General features: G+C 65.4%; 22 protein-coding genes. 16 read left to right on the top strand and 6 right to left on the bottom strand.

The features are described 5' to 3' along the window. Positions 1-2 precede the first annotated feature (2 nt). Complete coding sequence (locus IVB45_RS32440; protein WP_247357932.1) at positions 3-1,154, bottom strand: ATP phosphoribosyltransferase regulatory subunit; 1,152 nt, start codon at positions 1,152-1,154, stop codon at positions 3-5. A 731-nt stretch (positions 1,155-1,885) separates the two neighbouring features. Between IVB45_RS32440 and IVB45_RS32435 the strand changes: the two genes are divergently transcribed. Next, entirely contained in the window at positions 1,886-2,830 is a 945-nt protein-coding gene (locus IVB45_RS32435) for a helix-turn-helix domain-containing protein (protein WP_035961012.1), read from the top strand. Between the two features lie 9 nt (positions 2,831-2,839). Here the strand turns inward: IVB45_RS32435 and IVB45_RS32430 are convergent, their stop codons facing one another. Then, the gene (locus IVB45_RS32430; protein ID WP_247357933.1) at positions 2,840-3,592 is read right to left on the bottom strand and encodes a 16S rRNA (uracil(1498)-N(3))-methyltransferase; all 753 of its coding nucleotides are present in this window, start codon (positions 3,590-3,592) and stop codon (positions 2,840-2,842) included. 210 nt (positions 3,593-3,802) lie between these two features. On the opposite strand from IVB45_RS32430, the gene IVB45_RS32425 reads away from it, so the two are divergent. After that, positions 3,803-4,462 (top strand): hypothetical protein, encoded by a 660-nt coding sequence (locus IVB45_RS32425; RefSeq protein ID WP_247284634.1) that lies wholly within the window; start codon positions 3,803-3,805, stop codon positions 4,460-4,462. Further along, complete coding sequence (gene ubiA / locus IVB45_RS32420; protein WP_247357934.1) at positions 4,459-5,391, top strand: 4-hydroxybenzoate octaprenyltransferase; 933 nt, start codon at positions 4,459-4,461, stop codon at positions 5,389-5,391. The genes IVB45_RS32425 and ubiA overlap by 4 nt, the downstream gene beginning before the upstream one ends. Here the strand turns inward: ubiA and IVB45_RS32415 are convergent. Beyond that, positions 5,388-5,906: a DUF6101 family protein gene (locus tag IVB45_RS32415; RefSeq protein ID WP_247357935.1), complete on the bottom strand. Its 519-nt coding sequence runs from the start codon at positions 5,904-5,906 to the stop codon at positions 5,388-5,390. The two genes, ubiA and IVB45_RS32415, sit on opposite strands and share 4 nt — an antisense overlap. Before the next feature lie 264 nt (positions 5,907-6,170). Between IVB45_RS32415 and IVB45_RS32410 the strand changes: the two genes are divergently transcribed. The 7 genes from IVB45_RS32410 (at position 6,171) to IVB45_RS32380 (ending at position 12,293) form a co-directional block, all read left to right on the top strand. Further along, the gene (locus tag IVB45_RS32410; RefSeq protein ID WP_247357936.1) at positions 6,171-7,574 is read left to right on the top strand and encodes a TldD/PmbA family protein; all 1,404 of its coding nucleotides are present in this window, start codon (positions 6,171-6,173) and stop codon (positions 7,572-7,574) included. Further along, entirely contained in the window at positions 7,561-8,379 is an 819-nt protein-coding gene (locus tag IVB45_RS32405; RefSeq protein WP_247357937.1) for a 3'(2'),5'-bisphosphate nucleotidase CysQ, read from the top strand. Before IVB45_RS32410 ends, IVB45_RS32405 begins: the two co-directional genes overlap by 14 nt. Positions 8,380-8,439: 60 nt before the next feature. Further along, complete coding sequence (locus tag IVB45_RS32400; protein WP_007596929.1) at positions 8,440-8,682, top strand: DUF4170 domain-containing protein; 243 nt, start codon at positions 8,440-8,442, stop codon at positions 8,680-8,682. Then, positions 8,679-9,392 carry a lysophospholipid acyltransferase family protein gene (locus IVB45_RS32395; protein ID WP_247357938.1) on the top strand — a complete coding sequence of 238 codons (714 nt, stop codon included), beginning with the start codon at positions 8,679-8,681 and terminating at the stop codon, positions 9,390-9,392. Before IVB45_RS32400 ends, IVB45_RS32395 begins: the two co-directional genes overlap by 4 nt. Next, entirely contained in the window at positions 9,355-10,701 is a 1,347-nt protein-coding gene (locus IVB45_RS32390; RefSeq protein WP_247357939.1) for a 3-deoxy-D-manno-octulosonic acid transferase, read from the top strand. The genes IVB45_RS32395 and IVB45_RS32390 overlap by 38 nt, the downstream gene beginning before the upstream one ends. Further along, positions 10,694-11,710, top strand: coding sequence for a tetraacyldisaccharide 4'-kinase (gene lpxK / locus IVB45_RS32385; RefSeq protein WP_247357940.1), 1,017 nt, complete (start codon positions 10,694-10,696; stop codon positions 11,708-11,710). The genes IVB45_RS32390 and lpxK overlap by 8 nt, the downstream gene beginning before the upstream one ends. Before the next feature lie 247 nt (positions 11,711-11,957). Then, complete coding sequence (locus tag IVB45_RS32380) at positions 11,958-12,293, top strand: GYD domain-containing protein (RefSeq protein WP_007596925.1); 336 nt, start codon at positions 11,958-11,960, stop codon at positions 12,291-12,293. A 323-nt stretch (positions 12,294-12,616) separates the two neighbouring features. Here IVB45_RS32380 and IVB45_RS32375 read toward each other — a convergent pair whose 3' ends face one another. Next, positions 12,617-12,811, bottom strand: coding sequence for a hypothetical protein (locus IVB45_RS32375; protein ID WP_083926320.1), 195 nt, complete (start codon positions 12,809-12,811; stop codon positions 12,617-12,619). A gap of 519 nt (positions 12,812-13,330) precedes the next feature. On the opposite strand from IVB45_RS32375, the gene IVB45_RS32370 reads away from it, so the two are divergent. Beyond that, positions 13,331-13,636: a hypothetical protein gene (locus IVB45_RS32370; RefSeq protein WP_247357941.1), complete on the top strand. Its 306-nt coding sequence runs from the start codon at positions 13,331-13,333 to the stop codon at positions 13,634-13,636. A 16-nt stretch (positions 13,637-13,652) separates the two neighbouring features. Here the strand turns inward: IVB45_RS32370 and IVB45_RS32365 are convergent, their stop codons facing one another. Continuing rightward, positions 13,653-13,880, bottom strand: a complete 228-nt coding sequence (locus IVB45_RS32365; RefSeq protein WP_007596922.1) for a DUF2093 domain-containing protein — start codon at positions 13,878-13,880, stop codon at positions 13,653-13,655. A gap of 175 nt (positions 13,881-14,055) precedes the next feature. On the opposite strand from IVB45_RS32365, the gene IVB45_RS32360 reads away from it, so the two are divergent. Beyond that, positions 14,056-14,880, top strand: a complete 825-nt coding sequence (locus tag IVB45_RS32360) for a dienelactone hydrolase family protein (protein ID WP_247357942.1) — start codon at positions 14,056-14,058, stop codon at positions 14,878-14,880. 181 nt (positions 14,881-15,061) lie between these two features. Further along, positions 15,062-15,247 (top strand): hypothetical protein, encoded by a 186-nt coding sequence (locus IVB45_RS32355; protein WP_197031108.1) that lies wholly within the window; start codon positions 15,062-15,064, stop codon positions 15,245-15,247. Between the two features lie 275 nt (positions 15,248-15,522). On the opposite strand, the gene xseA is transcribed toward IVB45_RS32355, so the two are convergent. Continuing rightward, positions 15,523-17,145 carry an exodeoxyribonuclease VII large subunit gene (gene xseA, locus IVB45_RS32350; protein WP_247357943.1) on the bottom strand — a complete coding sequence of 541 codons (1,623 nt, stop codon included), beginning with the start codon at positions 17,143-17,145 and terminating at the stop codon, positions 15,523-15,525. A gap of 137 nt (positions 17,146-17,282) precedes the next feature. Between xseA and IVB45_RS32345 the strand changes: the two genes are divergently transcribed. The 3 genes from IVB45_RS32345 to IVB45_RS32335 are packed head-to-tail and all read left to right on the top strand — an operon-like array spanning position 17,283 to position 19,143. Then, on the top strand, positions 17,283-18,293 hold the full coding sequence (locus IVB45_RS32345) for an alpha/beta fold hydrolase (protein ID WP_247357944.1): 1,011 nt from the start codon (positions 17,283-17,285) through the stop codon (positions 18,291-18,293). After that, complete coding sequence (locus tag IVB45_RS32340; RefSeq protein ID WP_247357945.1) at positions 18,290-18,844, top strand: hypothetical protein; 555 nt, start codon at positions 18,290-18,292, stop codon at positions 18,842-18,844. The genes IVB45_RS32345 and IVB45_RS32340 overlap by 4 nt, the downstream gene beginning before the upstream one ends. Further along, positions 18,844-19,143, top strand: coding sequence for a transcriptional regulator (locus IVB45_RS32335; protein WP_100176495.1), 300 nt, complete (start codon positions 18,844-18,846; stop codon positions 19,141-19,143). Before IVB45_RS32340 ends, IVB45_RS32335 begins: the two co-directional genes overlap by 1 nt. The last annotated feature ends 29 nt before the right edge of the window (positions 19,144-19,172 follow it).

Here is a 19,172-nt window from a genome sequence, read left to right as displayed (position 1 = left end):
ACTTAAGCTCCCACCTTGCGGCCGATCCGGGTCAGCGCATCCACCCAGACCGAGAAACCGACCGCCGGGATCGGCTCGGCCGATCCAAGCTGGGTCATCAGCCCGTCATAGCGGCCGCCGGCAACCAGCGGCTCGGCGCCGTTGCCGCGGTGATGCAGCTCGAATTCGAAGCCGGTGTAGTAGTCGAGCCCGCGCCCGAACGCGGTCGAAAACCGCGTCCCCTTCACATCGATGCCGCGCGCGGCCATGAAGCCGACCCGGCTTTCGAACTGGTCGATCGCAGCACTGAGGTCGAGCTTTGCATCATTGGTGAGCGCGCGCAGCTCGGCGACGGCGTCGTCGGGGTTACCCGATATCGACAGGAAACGCTTGAGCACGGCGATGGCCTCGCGCGGCAGCGCGCCGCCCTTCAGCGTCGACTGCTCGAGGAAGCGGTCGGCAATCTCGGCGGTGGTGCGGCCGCCGACATTGGTGGTGCCGGCGATCGACATCAGATCGGTGACGAAAGCGAGTGCCGCCTTGCGGTCGGAGCCGGCGAGCGCCGCGAGCACGCCCTCATATTCGCTGCGGGTCGCGGTGGTCGCGGCCGCCAGCCGCTCCAGATCCTGCTCCAGGCTGATCTTGCGGTTGAAATCCTTGACCAGGCGGCGGCGCCAGACCGGATAGAGGTCGAGCGCGTCGAGCAGCGCGTTGAACAGCGCCACGTCGCCGGTGCGAATCTCGACGTCGCGGACGCCGAACGCGGCGGTCGCCTCCAGCGCCAGCGCCAGCATCTCGGCGTCGGCTGCGGCGCGGTCCTGACGGCCGAACGATTCGATGCCGGCCTGCAGGAATTCGCTGCTCTGGCCATTGCGGTAGCGGAACACCGAACCGAGATAGCTGAACCCGGCCGGCTGGCCGGCACGGCCAGAGCTGAGGTAATCGCGGGCCACCGGAATGGTCAGATCCGGACGCAGGCAGAGCTCCTCGCCGGAGAGGTCGGTGGTCAGGTACAGGCTCTTGCGGATGTCCTCGCCGGAGAGATCCAGGAACGGTTCGGCCGGCTGCAGGATCGCGGGCTCGGCCCTGACATAGCCGGCCTGCGCGAACGACAGCAGCAGCGTATCCGCCCAGGCGGCGGAGCCGGCAGCATGTGAGGTGGCGGTCGCGGTCATCTCAGGGGTCCATCGTCCCGGTGGAACCGGGCAGGGCAAGCAAGGGGAGCGAATTGCCGCAGGCCTTAGCATGGCCCGAAAGCGGTTTCGACCTCCAAAGGATCAATCGCTTAACAGCGTCGGAGCGAGGCGCGGTCATCACAGGAGGCGAAGCCCAAATCAGGTCTCGGATCGATTCGGGGTATTATAATACCGAAGGCTGCGCCCGACCGGGACAGGTAGGGAGGCCTCACCCTCATTCATTTCGGGCCAGGACGTCTCCGGGCGCCTCCACGAGGAATGGGTCGCCTGGGGCGGAAAGCTCCGGCCGCCTTCGGACTCACCCCCATCCGCGAGCTGCTCGGCCCGTTTGAGAATGCTCCACCGGTAGCATACTCAATTTGGGTAGGGGGACGATCCGTTCGCAGAGCCTTCGTTTACAATGCGAGTTGGTTTCCGATTCATGTGCAACGCAACCGATGGTATCCGGTCGCGCGACACACGCTGGCCTATATGCTGTTTTCGATCTGAGACATGTTCCGGCACTAAGACGAATTCGATCCACTCGACCTTCTGATCGTTCATGCCATCTCAATGCTCCGCGACTGCGGCGCGCCGGCGTCAACGGGCCGGATGATTTGCGTGGCGCTAAATCGCCGTTTCCAAGAAGGCCAAGTAAGCAGCAGAACATGGATCAAAGCCGTCTAGTCCCTGCTCGCGAGGGAATGCAAAAGAGAGCGGCGGATCGCTTGATGTCGTTCCAGGATCTCAAGCCGTCCTCGGCGCTCGAGCTCAATTCGTATGACATCGATCATTTCGGCGAGACCGAGAAATACGCCGGCGCATCGAGCATGCCGTTGTCGGCCGGGGTGACAGCGATCATGCGTGCCCGGCTCACCTTGCCGACCCTGACCCTGTCGCTGTTGAAAACCTTCCCCCGGATCATTCGAGGCTATCAGTTCACCAATGCTGCCGCAGTGGCGGTACCGATGGATCACGTGACCTCTGCCCGCATCAACGGGCAATCGATGGGCGGTTCTGTCCTCGTATTGAAAGGTGATTCAGATTGCCTGGTGCATGAGCCGGAGGGGCGTCTGCTGGCAGTGGTCTACTTCAGTCCATCCGGGCGGGAGCCATTGCCTGAATTGGGCGATGGATGCCATTTGCTGAATCCGGCGCCGGACGTGCTTGCCTCGCTGCGCCGTCTGATCTCGATCTCGCTTGAAACCGCAGCAAATGACCCAGACTTCTTGAACGAGCCAGCTTCGCAAAAATTTGTCGAACAGTCACTGCTCAGCACGATGGACGCGGCGATCTGGTCCAGCGTCGCAAGCGGACCTGTCTCATCCACCGCCGAGCATTATCGCCGGATCGTAGCTGATATGGAGAAACTGATTCGGCGCGATCTGATGATCTGGCACAAGACGACCGAACTGGCGGAGCAGGCGGGCGTGTCGGTCCGGACTCTCCAGAGTGCGACACGGGCCATCTGCGGCATGAGCCCACATCGCTATAGCCGGGTCTTACGCCTCTGGTCGGTGCGCAAGCAACTGCGCACCGGTCGAGCGGGCCGGAGTGTGAAGTCCTGTGCGCTTGCGCATGGTTTCTGGCATCTCAGCGAGTTCGCAGCGAGCTACAGAGAGGCTTTCGGAGAGTTGCCTTCGGAGACCCTAAACCGATCGCTACGAGGCGAATAGCAACGTGCCTTAGCCGCGTTCGCCAGCCCAGTCGCCCAGCACCGCCTGCACCAGCGCCAGCGCGGCCACTGCGGCCGTGTCGGCCCGCATGATCCGGGGTCCCAGCGCCAGCCGCAGGATTTTCGGCTGCCGCAGCAGCAGCGCCCGCTCTTCATCGGCAAAGCCGCCTTCGGGGCCGATCAGCACGTCGACGCCTGCCGCCGCGTCTGCGCCTTGCAGGCTCTGAATGGGGTTTTCGAGCTCCGCCGCCTCGTCGCAGAAGATCAGCAGGCGGCCCGCGGCGCGCTGGCTGAGGAAGCGCTCCAGCGGCATCGGCTCGCCAACGGTGGCGATGCTGAGAATGCCGCATTGCTCGGCCGCCTCGACGACATTGGCGCGCATCCGCTCGGTATTGACGCGGGAAGCCTGGGTGAACCGGGTCAGCACCGGCCGAAGCGAGGCCGCCCCCATCTCGATGGCCTTCTGCACCATGTAGTCGAGCCGGGCATGCTTGAGCGGGGCGAAGACGTAGGCGAGGTCGGGCAGCCGGTCCTGCGGCCGGGTCTGCTGGAGGATGACGAGGCCATCCGGCCGCTTGCGGCCTTCGATGGCGGCCTGCCACTCGCCGTCGCGGCCGTTGAACGCCAAGACCTCGGCCCCGGCGGCAAGCCGCAGCACATTGCCGAGATAATTGCTCTGGTCGCGGTCGAGCTCGATCCTGCCGTCCTGGGCGAGGGGGGCATCGACGAACAGGCGAGGGCCGCGGAAATCGTGGGAGGGCATGGTTCAAAGGTCCGATTTGGCGCCGTTCTTAGCCGAAAGCAGTACTTTCGGGGTAAATTTTGCCAAAATGGTGTGTCGGCGCGCCGCGCTCCTGCCCTATTCAACGGGTTGTTAAGGGCCGGCGGGAATCGTAAAATCGCGAGCACGCTGGTTGCGCTTCAATTGGGAAGACGCCGAACCCCGCAAGCTCCTGCCGGAGAGACTGCCTTGATGATCCGTCATTTGATGGTTCCGATCACTGCCGCCATGGTCACGATGGGCGCCGTTTGTGCCTATGCGCAGGGTTTCCCCGCGCCGCTGCCGGGCCAGGCCCCAACCAGTTCCGCGTTTCCGCCCGTGAACGGGTCGGCGCCCGTCGCCTCCGTCGGCGGCGCGCCGCAATCGTCCTTCCCCGTCAACGGCGCCGCGCCCGTCGGTGGCGCCGGCGCCTTCAGCGCGGCCCCGCCGACGCAAGCCGGTCCCGGCGAGGACTGCATGAAGGCCTTCATGCCTCTGCGCGAGGATGCCGAAAAGCGCGGCAAGCTGATCAAGGCCGCGAGCGACCGTCACGCCCCGCCTGACGAGGCCTGCAAGCTGATCCGCAACTTCAGCCAGGCCGAGACCAAGATGATCAAGTACATCGAGGCCAACGCCTCGAAGTGCGGGATTCCGGCGCAGGTCGGCGCGCAGATGAAGGACGGCCACAAGAACACCGAGGCCATGGCGGCGAAGGTCTGCAATGTTGCGCAGCAGATGCAGAACCAGCCGCGCGGTCCGGCCGGTCCGTCGCTGAGCGAAGTGCTGGGTTCGGCCTCGGCGCCCGAGGCCAATGCGGGCAAGAAGGGCGGCAGCACCTTCGACACACTCAACGGCAACGTCCTGACCCGATGAGCGACACATCCGCCCGCGTTGCCGATTCCACCGGCAACTGGGTCGATACGCGCGCACCGCAATGGGCGCGGCCTTATCTGCGCTTGTCCCGCTTCGATCGTCCGATCGGCTCCTGGCTCCTCTTGATGCCGTGCTGGTGGTCGGCGGCGCTCGCCGCCGGCATGGCGCATGACGTCCGCGGCCTGCCGCTCACCATCGTCCTGTTCTTCATCGGCGCCTTCGTGATGCGGGGGGCAGGCTGTACCTGGAACGACATCACCGACCGTGACCTCGACGACAAGGTCGAGCGCACCCGCTCGCGGCCGCTGCCGTCGGGCCAGGTGAGCGCGAAGCAGGCGCTGGCGTTCATGGTCGCGCAGGCGCTGATCGGGCTCGTGGTGTTGCTGCAGTTCAACCGCTTCGCGATCCTGACCGGCATCGCCTCATTGCTGATCGTCGCGATCTACCCGTTCATGAAGCGCATCACCTGGTGGCCGCAGATCGTGCTCGGGCTCGCGTTCTCCTGGGGCGCCCTGATGGGATTTGCCGTCACCTTCGGGCGCATCGACGTCACCGCGCTCGTGCTCTATGCCGGCGCGATTTCCTGGGTGATCGGCTATGACACGATCTACGCGCATCAGGACGCCGAGGACGATGCGCTGATCGGCATCAAGTCCACCGCGCGCCTGTTCGGTGCGCATACGCACCAGGCGCTGATCCTGTTCTACGGCCTCGCGGTGCTGCTGATCGGCGTGGCGCTGGCGTCGGGCGATGCGCGCTGGCCGGCTTGGCTCGGTCTTGGAGCCTTCGCCGTGCATCTGGCCTCGCAGATCGCGCGGCTGAATATCAGCGACGGCGAACTCTGCAAGCGCCTGTTCTATTCGAACCGCGACGCGGGGCTGTTGTTGTTTGCGGGCTTATTGGCCGACGCGGTGATGCGGGCGGCTTAACTCCGCGCGATGATCTCGCGCTCATCGCGATGCACCGACAACTCGCGTGCGACACCGGTGCGGCGGCGCATCAGAAATTTCGGACGGCGGTCGCGGATCGCGTTGGCGCGGCGGCGGCGCGGCGCGGGCCTGCGTGCGCCTTCGTCCAGCTGCGGAAGCGCGAACAGCTCGCTCCAGATCGCCCAGGCCTCAACGAGTTCGTCGCCATCGGCGCTGACCAGCAGCGGAATGGAGAGCGAGGGATCGCGATGCACCAGGACGAGGGTCTGGGCCTCGTCGTTACCGCGCAGCGCGACGCCGATGAAGTCGCTGACGCGGACGTTGATCGCCATCTGCATGCCGCGGACGGCACGGCGCAGCACGACACGTTCGCGATGAAGCTCGATCTGCCGGACATAACCGTCGGCGCGCGGATCATGCGCATCGAAGCGGACCGGAAGGGAAAGGGGGTCGAGCCGCAGGGAGCGGCTCGACCCGGCGGGAGCGATCCCGCTTGTTGCTGTTTGACGCCTCACGGCTTTAGTTCTCCCCGCCGGGATTATGTTCCCGGTCGATGCGAGGACCTTAGCGCGAGCCTTTCCGAAACCGCTTAAAAAGGCTGGTTAATCCAACCTCACCGCCGCTCATGATTGACAAGACCTTGGCACGCATGATTGACGAGACGTTGCGCGCAAGCTGCGAATCTGAGCTTTTGGTGGGCTGAAAATGCTTGAAGTCCGCGCGATCAGGGCACATCTGTGGGTTCCGGTCCCGCAGCCCGCCCCAACAGGATTTCGTTTGTGAACCCTTCACCAAGCTCGACGCTTTCGCCCAAGGATTCGTCCACAGCCGGTCGCGACCTGTTCGACCAGTCTGCGCTCTCCGATCTCGCGCAGCGGCTGGTGGAGGCTGCCAGGCGCGCCGGCGCGGATGCGGCCGATGCGGTCGCCGTGCGCGGCGTCTCGCAAGGCGTCGAGGTCCGCGACGGCCGGGTCGAGGAATCCGAACGTTCCGAGGGTGACGATGTCGGCTTGCGCGTGCTGGTCGGCCGGCGCCAGGCGGTGGTCTCGACCAACGACGCCAGCGGCGATGCCGTGACCAAGCTTGCCGAGCGAGCGGTTGCGATGGCGCGTGTCGCACCCGACGACAAATATGTCGGCCTTGCCGATCCCGCACTGCTCGCGCGCGACTTCCCCGATCTCGATCTGCTCGACCCCGACGTGCCCGCGACCTCGGAACTCGAGCGCCGCGCGCTCGAAGCCGAGGCTGCGGCGCTCGGAGTGAAGGGCGTGACCAAATCCGGCGGCGCCTCGGCCTCCGCCGGCATGGGCGGCATGGTGCTCGTCACCAGCACCGGCTTCCACGGCTCTTATCTGCGGTCCAGCCAGGGCATCTCCGCCACCGCCATTGTCGGCGACGGCACCGGCATGGAGCGCGACTACGATTTCACCTCGGCGCCGCATGGTGCCGACCTCTTGTCGCCGGAGATCGTCGGCCGTTCCGCGGGCGAGCGTACCGTGGCGCGCTTCAATCCGCGCAAGGTCGAGACCTGCAAGGTGCCCGTGGTGTTCGATCCGCGCGTCGCGGGCTCGCTGGTCGGTCATGTCGTCGGCGCCATCAATGGTGCTTCGATCGCGCGCAAGACCAGCTTCCTGAAGGACAAGCTCGGCCAGCAGCTGTTCGCCAAGAACATCCGCATCATCGACGATCCCCTGCGCAAACGCGGCCTGCGCTCGCAGACGTTCGACGCCGAAGGCGTTGCCGTGAAGAAGATCGCGCTGATCGACGAAGGCGTGTTGACGACGTGGCTGCTCGATTGCGCCACCGCGCGTGAGCTCGGTCTCACCACCACCGGCCACGCCCATCGCGGCGTCTCCTCCTCGCCGTCGCCGGGGCCGTATAATCTGCACCTTGAACCCGGCACGCCGACGCCGGCCGAGCTGATCTCCGACATCAAGCAGGGTTTCTACGTCACCGATTTGATCGGCTCGGGCGTCAACGGCGTCACCGGCGATTACAGTCGCGGCGCCTCCGGCTTCTGGATCGAGAACGGCGAACTCACTTATCCCGTGAGCGAGGTGACGATCGCCGGCCATCTGTTCGAGATCTTCAAGTCGATGCAGCCGGCGAACAATCTCGAGTTCCGCTACGGCGTCAATGCGCCGACGGTGCGCATCGAGGGTTTGACGCTTGGCGGACGTTGACGCGAACGCAACAGGCGAAGCCATCCTGACGCGCGACGCGGCGCTGCTGCAAGACACGGTGCGGGAGGCGGGCGCACTCGCGCAGTCGATGTTCCGCACCGAGCTGAAGAAGTGGACCAAGGGCGCGTCCTCGCCGGTCTCGGAAGCCGACATTGCCGTCAACGATCTCCTGGAAGCACGCCTGCGCGCGGCGACGCCCGACTATGGCTGGCTGTCGGAGGAGAGCGCCGACGACGAGGTGCGGCTGTCGCGGCGGCTGACCTGGATCGTCGATCCCATCGACGGCACCCGCAACTACCTCAATGGCCATGACGAATGGTGCGTCAGCGTCGCGCTGGTGGAGGATGCCGCCCCCGTCCTCGCCGCCGTGTTCGCGCCGACGAGCGGTGAGTTCTTCTTCGCCGTCCGCGGCCAGGGCACGACCCTCAACGACGTGCCGGTGCGGGCGACGGCGGGATCCGAGCTCGACTTCTCGCGGGTCGCGGGTCCGAAGCCCCTTGTTGAGCGCCTGAAGCCGTCACTGGGCGAGATCAAGCTGCATCCGCGAATCGGTTCGCTCGCGCTGCGTCTGTGCCGGGTCTCCCATGGCGCGCTGGATGCGGCTTTTGCGGGCGGCAACAGTCATGATTGGGACCTTGCGGCGGCGGATTTGATCGTGCAGGAAGCCGATGGTAGGATGAGCGATCTCTCCGGAGATCCCATCCTCTATAACCGCCGGCAAGTCACGCATGGGGTGCTGGTGGCAGCGGGTCGCGATCGTCATGCGAACATTGTCTCGCATTTTCGAAACCGCCCCTTGCCGTGAAGCGCTTTCTCGTGCTTGTCGAACACTGCTTTGCCGGGCAGCCCGTTAGGAACAGAACCGATGCCAGATAGTGCCCCGCAACAACTGCTCCACCTCGTCGTCGGCGGCGAGCTCGTCGATCTCGAGCACAACACCTTCAAGAACCTCGACGACGTCGAGATCGTCGGCCTCTATCCGAACTATGCGACCGCGCACGCCGCCTGGCGCGCCAAGGCGCAGAGCACGGTCGACAACGCGCAGATGCGCTATTTCATCGTCCATCTCCACCGGCTGCTCGACCCGAATCAAGAACCGGCGCGTTGAAAAAGCTGCTTCGCAATACGCTGAGGAGCAGCTTCGTCCAGCGTGCCGTCGGAATCCTGGCGGCCGAATATCTGCGTCTGGTCTGGCGGACGAACACATTCACGTTCGATCCGCCCGACGTGTATGACCGCGTCGAGCCGCAGATCCCGGCGATCTTCGCGTTCTGGCACGGCCAGCATTTCCTCACCCCCTTCATCAAGAACAAGGACTGGTACAAGGCCAGGGTCCTGATCTCCCGTCACCGCGACGGCGAGTTCAACGCGATTGCCGCCGAGCGGCTCGGCATCGGCACCATTCGCGGGTCCGGCGACCATGGCGGCGCGTTTCACCGCAAGGGCGGGGTCGGTGCCTTCAAGGAAATGGTGCGGACGCTCCAGGACGGTTGTAATGTCGCGCTGACCGCCGACGTCCCCAAGCGCTCGCGCGTGGCCGGGCTCGGCATCATCATGCTGGCACGGGAATCGGGGCGGCCGATCATGCCTTTTGCGATGGCGACCAGCCGCTTCGTCCGGCTCCAGAACTGGGACCGCACCACCATCAACCTGCCGTTCGGGCGGGGCGCGTTGGTCGGCATCAAGGAAATCCACGTTCCGCCGGATGCGAACGCCGCCACCATGGAAGCGCTGCGGCTCGAGTTGGAGGAGACCTTGAACGAGGCGACCCGCCGCGCCTATGCGCAACTCGGCCGGCCGGGACCTGCAGATGCCTAAATCGCTGCCCGGCTCGCTGCCGTTGACGCTGCGGATGTACCGGCGCCTGGCGCGCGGCCTGGTGCCGCTCGCGCCTGTGCTGATCAAGCGGCGCCTGAAGCAGGGCAAGGAAGATCCCGCGCGCGTCGGCGAACGGCGGGGCCTGTCCCGGGACGTGCGGCCGCACGGTCCGCTGGTCTGGATTCACGGCGCCAGCGTCGGCGAGGTCCTCGCCGCGGCGGCCCTGATCGAGCGCTTGCGCGATCTGAACCTGCGCATTCTGCTCACCTCGGGCACCGTCACGTCGGCTGCCATTGTGGCAAAGCGCTTTCCGCCCGACGTCATCCATCAATACGTGCCGTATGATTCCCCGCGTTATGTCGCGCGCTTCCTCGACCATTGGAAGCCGTCGCTGGCGCTGTTCATCGAATCCGATCTCTGGCCGAACCTGATCCTGGCCGGCGCCGCGCGCCGCGTGCCGATGGTGCTGATCAACGGGCGGATGTCGCCGCGCTCGTTCCCGCGCTGGCGCCGCATGCAGGGCACCATCTCGGCGCTGCTGTCGCGGTTCGACATTTGTCTGGCGCAGTCGAAGACCGATGCCGAGCGCTTCTCGGCGCTCGGCGGCCGCGACGTCGTCACCACCGGCAATCTCAAGCTCGACGTGCCGGCTCCGCCGGCCGATCTCGCCAAGCTCGAACGGCTGCTGGCGATGACGCGCGGGCGTCCGATCATCGTCGCGGCCTCGACCCATCCGGGCGAGGAGGAGATGCTGGTGGCGGCGCATCGCAGCCTCGCCGGTTTCTTCCCGCAGCTCCTGACCGTGATCGTGCCGCGCCATCCGGATCGCGGCTCCTCGATCACGGGCCTGATCACGGCGTCCGGCCTGAAGCCGGCCCTGCGCTCGCGCGACGAGCTGCCGACGGCGGCCACCGACGTTTATGTCGCCGACACCATGGGCGAGCTCGGCCTGTTCTATCGCCTCTCCGACATCGTGTTCATGGGCGGATCACTGATCCACCATGGCGGCCAGAATCCGATCGAGGCGATCAAGCTCGGCGCGGCCATCGTCCATGGTCCGCACGTCTTCAATTTCGCCGACGTCTACGAGGCGCTCGATCACAGCGGCGGCGCGCGCCGGGCCGACACGCAGGAGCTGCTGATCAAGCAGCTCGGCCAGCTGCTCGCCGATCCTGCCCTGCGCCGGAAGATCCAGCAGTCGGGCGCCGGCGTGGTCGAGGATCTCGGCGGCGCGCTCAACCGCACCATGACCGCGCTCGAGCCTTATCTTCTGCAGTTGCGGATCGAGATGGGAGCCGCCAATGCGTGAGCCGGCCTTCTGGTACCGGCCACGTTCGCTCGAATCGTACGCATTGGGGCCGCTGGGTGCGCTCTACGGCGCGATCACGGAACGGCGGATGCTGCGCGAGGGCGTCGACGCCGGCATCCCCGTGATCTGCGTCGGCAACTACCATGTCGGCGGAGCCGGCAAGACGCCGACCGTGCTGGCGCTGACGAAGCTCTTGCGCGAGCTCGGCGAGACGCCGGTGGTGCTCAGCCGCGGCTATGGCGGCAGCCTCAAGGGTCCGGTGATGGTCGACCGGATGCGTCACACCGCGTCCGACGTCGGCGACGAGCCGCTGATGATGGCGCGCGACGTCCCTGTCACGGTCGCGCGCGACCGCCTCGACGGCATCGCGCTGGCGAAGTCGCAAGGCGCCACCGTGATCCTGATGGACGACGGCTTCCAGAATCCGCGTCTTCTCAAGGACACCTCGCTGATCGTGATCGACAGCGAACGCGGCCTCGGCAACGGCAAGGTGTTTCCGGCCGGTCCCCTGCGAGCGCCGCTGAAGGCGCAGCTCGCGCGCACCGATGCGCTGGTCGTGATCGGCGTCGGCCGCGCCGCCGACGATGCCGCCGCCGAGCTTGCCAGGCGCAACAAGCCGGAGCTGCGCGCGCGGCTGAAACCGGACGCCGGGTCGATCGCAAGACTGCTGGGCAAGCCGGTGTTCGCGTTCGCCGGCATCGGCGATCCCGAACGGTTCTTCCGCAGCTTGCGTGCGGGCGGTATCGAGGTCGCGCGCACGCGCGCCTTCGCCGATCATCACATGTTTTCAAACGACGAGATCGCAGCCCTCGCCGCAGAAGCGCGGCGCGAGCAGCAAACACTGGTGACGACGGAAAAGGATCTCGCGCGTCTGCACGGCCGCGAAGGCGTGCCCGATGGCATCGAGGCTTTCGCCGTCCAGCTCGAGTTCGACGACCCGGCTGCGCTCAGGCAGTTGATCAGCGATCATCTCTACAAAGCGCGCGAGCGGCGGTTTTCCAGGCGATGATCTCGTAAGGTGGGCGACATCTGATCGGGACGACATGTCGCGGCCGATGAATTTCCTTCCGCACGTTCGAGAGTTGATGTAACCTTTCATGAGAGCCGTCACCGGGACGTGCCGAACTCCCGGAAATCATCGGCGGCGTTTATGCCCACGGCGGGCAGTACCTTCATCATTTCAGATGCAGCGGCCGTAACGACGAGTTCGGAACGGCAGGGAAAGTCATTGCCAAAAACCCAGAGGAGAACATGCCATGCATTTTTGCCTCACCGGACAATACACACCACGCGCTCTCAATGCCATTTTGGAGAACCCCAAGACCGATCGTCAGGAGGCCGCAAGAAAACTCATCGAAGCGGCCGGCGGAAAGCTGATTTCGATGTTCAGCGTTGCGGCCGACGGCCCTGGCGTTTTGGTGATCTTCGATGTGCCTGATCCGGGTGCGGCTCCGGCCATTTCCGGCCTGACCGTCACGGCGGGCACCCTGCAGAACGTGAAACTGACGCGGCTGTTCACGCAGGACGAGATCAAGCAGGTCCGCCAGAACGCGGCGAAGCTGCGTTCTTCGTATACCCCACCCGGAAGCTGACATCCGGATCTGAAGCGAAGCCGCCGCAGTCGAACCGAAGCGGCGGCAACGCTTCACCTCACAGCAAGAATAATGTTTGCAAGCCGAGGCAAGGCGAAGGCCTTCCAGCCTCCGTTGCCAGCGACCTCCGAACGCCTGCGATTGCGGTTCAGCAGTCAATCATGCTCACCACGCCCCAACGGCCATCAATCCGATAATGGTCAGGCACGAGACGCAGGCTACCATGGCGGTATAGTACTCGGGTGTATTCATTGCTGCCTCCCAAACTGTTGCCAACTGCTTGGTCACTGCTGCGCGGGAGAGATCGCCGGTCTCGGGCCGCTTCAATTCGGCGCGCGGCGACCGGTCTTGCGTTGTGCGTCCGTCCTCTCATCGTCACCCTGATCCGGATGATGATGCGCGTCGAGAGCTTCAAAGCGTTCAGCTGCGATCAGAAGCTGTTTCCGCATTTCAGCGAGGCGGGCGCGGCAATATTCACGATAGAGCAGGTCTAATATGGTGGGCATGATCACCCCCATCGTTGATTTTCGATTTACAGATATTCCACCGCGAATTTTCGAGGTGATCGTAGCCCGACAGATGGCTCTTCGATATGAGCCCGTTCACAGACTGCGCCAATTCAGAGCTCAGTGGCCGTTTGGCCGACTTGATTGTCTGTGCGATAAAAAGAGCAGGGCCAATTACCTAAGATGAAGCATAGCGGCGCTTTGTTTCACCAAGACTTCGTCAAACAACCTAAGAGCGCCAATCGCAACAAAGAATCCAACCACAACGCGAAATGACTAACCACGGAGTGCAAGCACTCTTCGATGCAACGTGGATCGGCATGACGGAGATATTTGCTGTGAGACGCGCACTTCATGCGCGCGCGAACATCGTCGCGACGCCGCGGCGGACCATTCCCATACCTCGCGATAAGCTGCACCTGTCGTGCTACGTGGGCAGGGAAGCTGCGCTTTGCTAGCCGACGGCAGCCGCCATTCACGCGACATTCATCGCAAAGCTCCTATCGGTTTCGAACCGATCGGGAGAATTCGATGAAACTGCCGTCCGCGATTGTTGTCGCCAGCGTTGCGTGTCTGATCGCTGCGCCCGTGCTTGCACAGACGACGTCGCCCGCTGCTCCGAGCGCCACAGTGCCGGTCCCGGCGACCAAGCGCGTCACCTGCCTCAGCTCAACGCAAAATCTGAAGGGACAGGACAAGCGCGACCAGATGCAGCTCTGCATGGCGCAGGCGCGGCTGGATTGTCTGAAGCAGGCGATCGATCAGAAGATCCTCGGCGAGACCAGGAAGAGTTTCATCAAAACCTGCGTGGGCACGCATGGCGCGGAGCAGCAATAGACGCGCGTCCGCCGCCTCAGGCTTGCGGCTTGGGCGCGCCCGGGTAATGCCGCTCGAGCACGGCGGCGGGCGTGGCGTAGGCTTCCTGCAGGTCCACGCTCCAGTATTTCAACTCGTCGAGCGGGATGCGCGTATCGGTGATCGCGCAGCGCACGAAGGTCCCCGGCGAGATCACGCGGAAATCGCCGTCGAGATACTGCACCTGCGCTTCGCCATGGCCCGAGGGGCCGAACTTGTTCAGCACGGTCGAAAGTCTCCGTGGAAGGCCGCTCCGGGATCACATGGGAGGGCACGATGTGTTGGACGGGATGTAGCATAGATAGGGTGGCTTGTCCGCCCGGTAAACCCACCGGTTTGTGATGTTTTGGCGCCGTTTCCGCGTGATAGTGCTTGAGCGAAGGATCCAACGGCAAAGTTCGATGCGCCTTCCGTTCACCGCCCTGTTCCTGACGTTCCTGATCTCGGCCGCGCAAGCGTCGCCGGCGCCGCAGCCGGTCGAGATTCCGCTGGCGTCCGGCGTGCTGCATGCGCAGCTCTACAAGCCCGAGGGCGCGGGGCCGTTTCCGACCGTGATCGCGCTGCACGGCTGCGGCGGTCTCGGTGGCCATCCCGATTCCGTGCTGCCGCGTTATCGCGAATGGGCCGAGCGGCTGCTCAAGTCCGGCAACGCCGTCCTGCTTCCTGACAGCTACGGCTCGCGCGAGCTCGGGCCGCAATGCCGCGTCAAGGAGATCCACGTCAAGGCGCGGCGCGAACGCGTCACCGACATCGCGGCGTCGCGCGCCTGGTTGATGCGGCAGAGTTGGGTTGCGCGCGACCGCGTCAGCCTGATGGGATGGGCGAATGGCGCCAGCGCGCTGCTCTGGGCCGTGCGTCCGCAAAACCTTGCGCGCGAGGCGGGCCCGGATTTCCGCGCCGCGATCGCGTTCTATCCGGACTGCAGGATTTCCGCAGGCCTTGGCTGGAGCACGCGGGTGCCGACGCTGGTGCTGATCGGCGCCAATGACGACGTCTCGTCGCCGCCGTCCTGTCGCCAGATGGTCGAGGGTGCGCATGGCCGCAGCGCGCTCGCGCGCATCGTGGTCTATCCCGGCGCCTATCACGATTTCGACCGCGCCAACACGCCGCTGCATGCGCTCGCCGGCAGCCTTGATGCCGCCGCACCCGAGCACGGCCATCTCGGCACCGATGCGGCCGCGCGCGCGGAGTCGCAGAAGGACGTCGCGGAGTGGCTGGCGCGGTAGGCTCGGGATGAGGGCTCGCCGCGCCGTAGCTCGTGAGAAGCGAAGGCGGGGCCGCCCCTTGGGAACAACAGCGGACAGCCCCGCATCGACCACCGCCCTGCACGGAAAATGGCCGACCGTGACTCTACGGATCGCGCTTCAATGCGGTTTCAGCCCGTAACGACGCCATCATTCGACCACGATGTCGATTAAACGCAATCCCATGCGCAACCGCTTCGTCCTGTTCTCCTCCGCCCTGATCGTCTTCACCGTCGCGGTCTTCCTGTTCGAAGCCCATCTGTTCGAAGCCCATGCCGGCGCGCCAATGCGTGCGCCGGAACATTGCGGCTTCTGGACCACGATCGACGCGGGCTTGTCCTGCCGGTAGGCGGACTGCTGCCACACCGTCATTGCGAGCGCAGCGAAGCAATCCAGAGTCCCACCGCGGAAAGATTCTGGATTGCTTCGCTGCGCTCGCAATGACGAGGTTGGCGCTGCATGCGCGCGCCACACACTCACCATCGCCCGGCTTGACCGGGCGATCCAGTATTCCGAGGTGGCTGTGATTCATGGAGAAGCCGCGGCGTACTGGATTCCCCGCTCCAGTGCGCAATTGCGCACAAGGCGGGGAATGACGGCGAGGGTGGCGCGACGCCCTCCGCCTCAGAACAAATTCCCCTGATCCACCGGCTTGCCCACGCGCTTCGGCGCGGGCTTGGAATCCTGCGTCGCCGCCCTGGCTTGCGATGGCGCGCGCTTCGCTGCAGCCGCCGGCCGATCCGCATCCGCGGTCGCACCCACACGGCCATCCGCAAACTCGATCTCGACCCTTGCGCCGGGACCGATCGCGTCCGCTGAATGCAGGGGATGGCCGGCCTCGTCGCGCACCAGCGCAAAGCCGCGCGCGAGCACGCCGCGATAGGACAAGGCGGAGAGCAGCTTGCCGCTGTTCTCGACGCGGGCATCGAGCCGCTGCAACAGCGTCACCAGCGCGCGACCCGCGCGCTCGGCAAGGCGATGCGTGCGCTCGCGCTGGCGGTGAATCGCGTTGCGCTGCGCCTGCGCATTGGAGAGCTTTGAGGCGCGCAGGCGCACTTCAAGTCCGGCAAAGCGGTCGCGCCGCCGCCGCAACAGCGAGCGCGCGGACAGCCCGAGCCGCTCGCCGCACACCGTGAGGCGATGATCGGCCTGCGCGATCTGGCCGTGCAGCACCCGCAGCGTCAGCTTGGCGCCGGCCGCGGTGAACCTGCGGAAATGCGCATGCGTGTTGGCCTTGAGGCAGCGGGGCAGGGACGCGCCCGCCGAATCCAGCCGCTGCCGCGGGATCGCCAGCAGGTCGCCGGCGGCCGGCAGCGCGCGCGCGGCGGCACGCAGCTCGCTGCGGCGGCTCTCCTGGCCGCGTTGCCAGCAGGACCGGGTGCGTCGCCCGAGATCGCCGACCTCGACGAAGAGATCGCTGCGCACCGGCACGGCCATCTCGGCCGCCGCCGTCGGCGTCGGCGCGCGCTTGTCGGCGACGAAATCGATCAGCGTGATGTCGGTCTCATGCCCCACCGCCGAGATCAGCGGGATCATGCTCTCGGCGGCTGCCCGCACCACGATCTCCTCGTTGAACGACCAGAGATCCTCCAGCGAGCCGCCGCCGCGCGCGACGATCAGCACGTCGGGGCGCGGAATCTTGCCGCCCTCCGGCAGCGCATTGAAGCCGCGGATCGCGGCCGCGACCTGCTCGGCCGAGCCTTCGCCCTGAACCTTGACCGGCCACACCAGCACATGGCGGGGAAAGCGGTCCTCCAGCCGATGCAGGATGTCGCGGATGACGGCGCCGGTCGGCGAGGTCACGACGCCGATCACCTCCGGCAGCCACGGCAGCAGCTGTTTTCGCGCTTCGTCGAACAGGCCTTCGGCGGCGAGCTTCCTCTTGCGCTCCTCCATCAGCGCCATCAGGGCGCCGATGCCGGCCGGCTCCAGCGCCTCGATCACGATCTGGTATTTCGAGGAGCCCGGATAGGTCGTGAGCTTGCCGGTGGCGATGACCTCGAGCCCCTCCTGGGGCTTGAAGCGCATGCGCCCGTGCACGCCCTTCCAGATCACCGCCTCGATCTTGGCGCTCTCGTCCTTGAGCGCGAAATAGCAATGGCCGGAGGAATGCGCCCCGCGGAAGCCGGAGATCTCGCCGCGGACCCGGACATGGCCATAGGTGTCCTCGACCGTCCGTTTCAGGGACTGCGAGAGCTCGGAAACGGTGAATTCGGGGGTGTTGAGCAGAGGCTCTGCAGTCGGCATCGGCAAACGATTCGGCATTTTGGGGTCAGACCCGACGTTAAGGATTTTCGCCGCGCCGCGCCAATCCGGGGATTGACCAAAAGAGTACTCTGTTATATAGAGTTCTCTATAGTTGATCAGTTTGAGGGGAGTGGATCATGGCAATCCGACTGCTGCGCGGCGTTTTGAGCGGACTGAAATGGGCCTTGTGTGCGGTCGGCGGTGTCGCGCTGATCCTGGCCGCGATGATTGCAACGCCGCTGGAGCGTCCGCCGGAGATGCGATCGGTCTCCGACTCCGCCAAGGGCATCGACTGGACCACGCTGCCGGCCCTGGAACGCTTTCAGGCCCGCGACGGCACCTGGATCGGTTTCCGCCACTACGCCCCCATTGGAGCCGCGACGGGCCGTGGCGCGATCTTCATCCACGGCTCCTCCGGCTCCAGCGGCACCGTCAATCATGCCCTGACCCATGCGATCGCCTCGCGCGGGGTGGAGACCTGGGCCCTCGACATCCGCGGCCATGGCGGCTCCGGCACGCGCGGCGACATCGGTTATGTCGGCCAGCTCGAGGACGACCTCGTCGATTTCGTCGCCGAGCTGCGCAAGAGCGCGCCGGATCTGCCGCTCACCTTGATCGGCCATTCCGCCGGCGCCGGCTTCTCGCTGCGCGTCGCCGCGACACCGATCATGCAGGACATGTTCGTGCGCACGGTGCTGCTCGCGCCCTACCTCGGCTATGACGCGCCGACCAACAAGCCGCGTGCCGGCGGCTGGGCCAATTTCGACCTGCCCCGCTTTCTCGGGCTCGCCACCCTGCGCAAGCTCGGCATCGACTGCTGCGCGCAGCTTCCGGTGCTCGCTCTCGCCGTGCCGGCGAGTTCGGCAAAGTATCTCGTCTCCACCTATTCCGACCGCCTGACGCGCAATTTCGCGACGCGCGGCTATCGCGTCGATCTTCCGGCGGTAACGCATCCGATTACGATCTTCGGCGGCGCCGACGACGAGATGATGATCTCGGATAAATACGCGGAGACCGTGCAGGCCATCAAACAGTCGGTCGACGTCAGGATCATCGACGGCATCAACCACATGGGCATCGTCACCAACCCGAAGGCGATCTCGATCGTCGCCGACGATGTGGCAACGCGCGGGGCGGGGCAGTCATGATCGACAGCAAGGAGGCGTCCGCAGCGCTGGCCGATATCGACGACATCGTCCAGCGCGTGAAGCAATCGCAGCTCTACGAGCTGGCGAGCCATGCTGCCGTCTGGTGGGGCGTCCTGGTGTTCGCGGGCAATCTCGCGACCTGGCTCTGGCCGGTCTATGCCGTCTACGCCTGGGTTGCCGTGGATGTTGTCGGCGTTGTCGGCATGGTTGTGCTCCGCCTGGTCAATCCGCCGCGCCACTCCCATGGTCGCGGCTTCGACATCAGACTGCTTCTGCTGTTCCTGCTGTTCTTCGCCTTCGGCTATCTCTGCACCAGCGTGATCGGCCATTTCGGCCCGCGCCAGCTGGGCACGTTCTGGCCACTCTACTTCATGCTGTTCTATACGCTGGCGGGTCTCTGGTTCGGCTATGCCTTCATGGCGATCGGTGTTGGCATCTCAGCGCTGACGCTGATCGGTTATTTCTACATCGGCGAGGCCTTTCCGCTCTGGATGGCCTTCGTCAATGGCGGAGGCCTGATCCTCGGTGGCCTTTGGATGCGGCGGATCTGATGGCCGAGCTCGACGACATCATTCACCAGCCGTTGCGGCTGAAGATCATGGCCGCGCTGAACGCGCTGCCGGCGACGGCGGGCCTGGAATTCGCGCGGCTGAAAAAGCTCACCGGTGCCACCGACGGCAATCTCGGCGCTCATATCGAGACGCTGGCCAAGGCGGGCTACGTTTCGGTGGAGAAGGCGTTCGTGGGGAAGAAGCCGCAGACGACGGTGACCGCCACGGCGGCGGGCCGGGGCGCGTTCGCGCGGCATGTGGCGACGTTGCAGGAGATTATTGCGGGGAAGCAGGGTTGATGGGACATCGCTGGGATCGTCTTGAGCGA

Source organism: Bradyrhizobium sp. 4 (assembly GCF_023100905.1).
Taxonomy (GTDB): Bacteria; Pseudomonadota; Alphaproteobacteria; order Rhizobiales; family Xanthobacteraceae; genus Bradyrhizobium.
The sequence above is the reverse complement of the archived record's forward strand: the minus strand, read 5'-3'. Positions and strand labels throughout refer to the sequence as shown.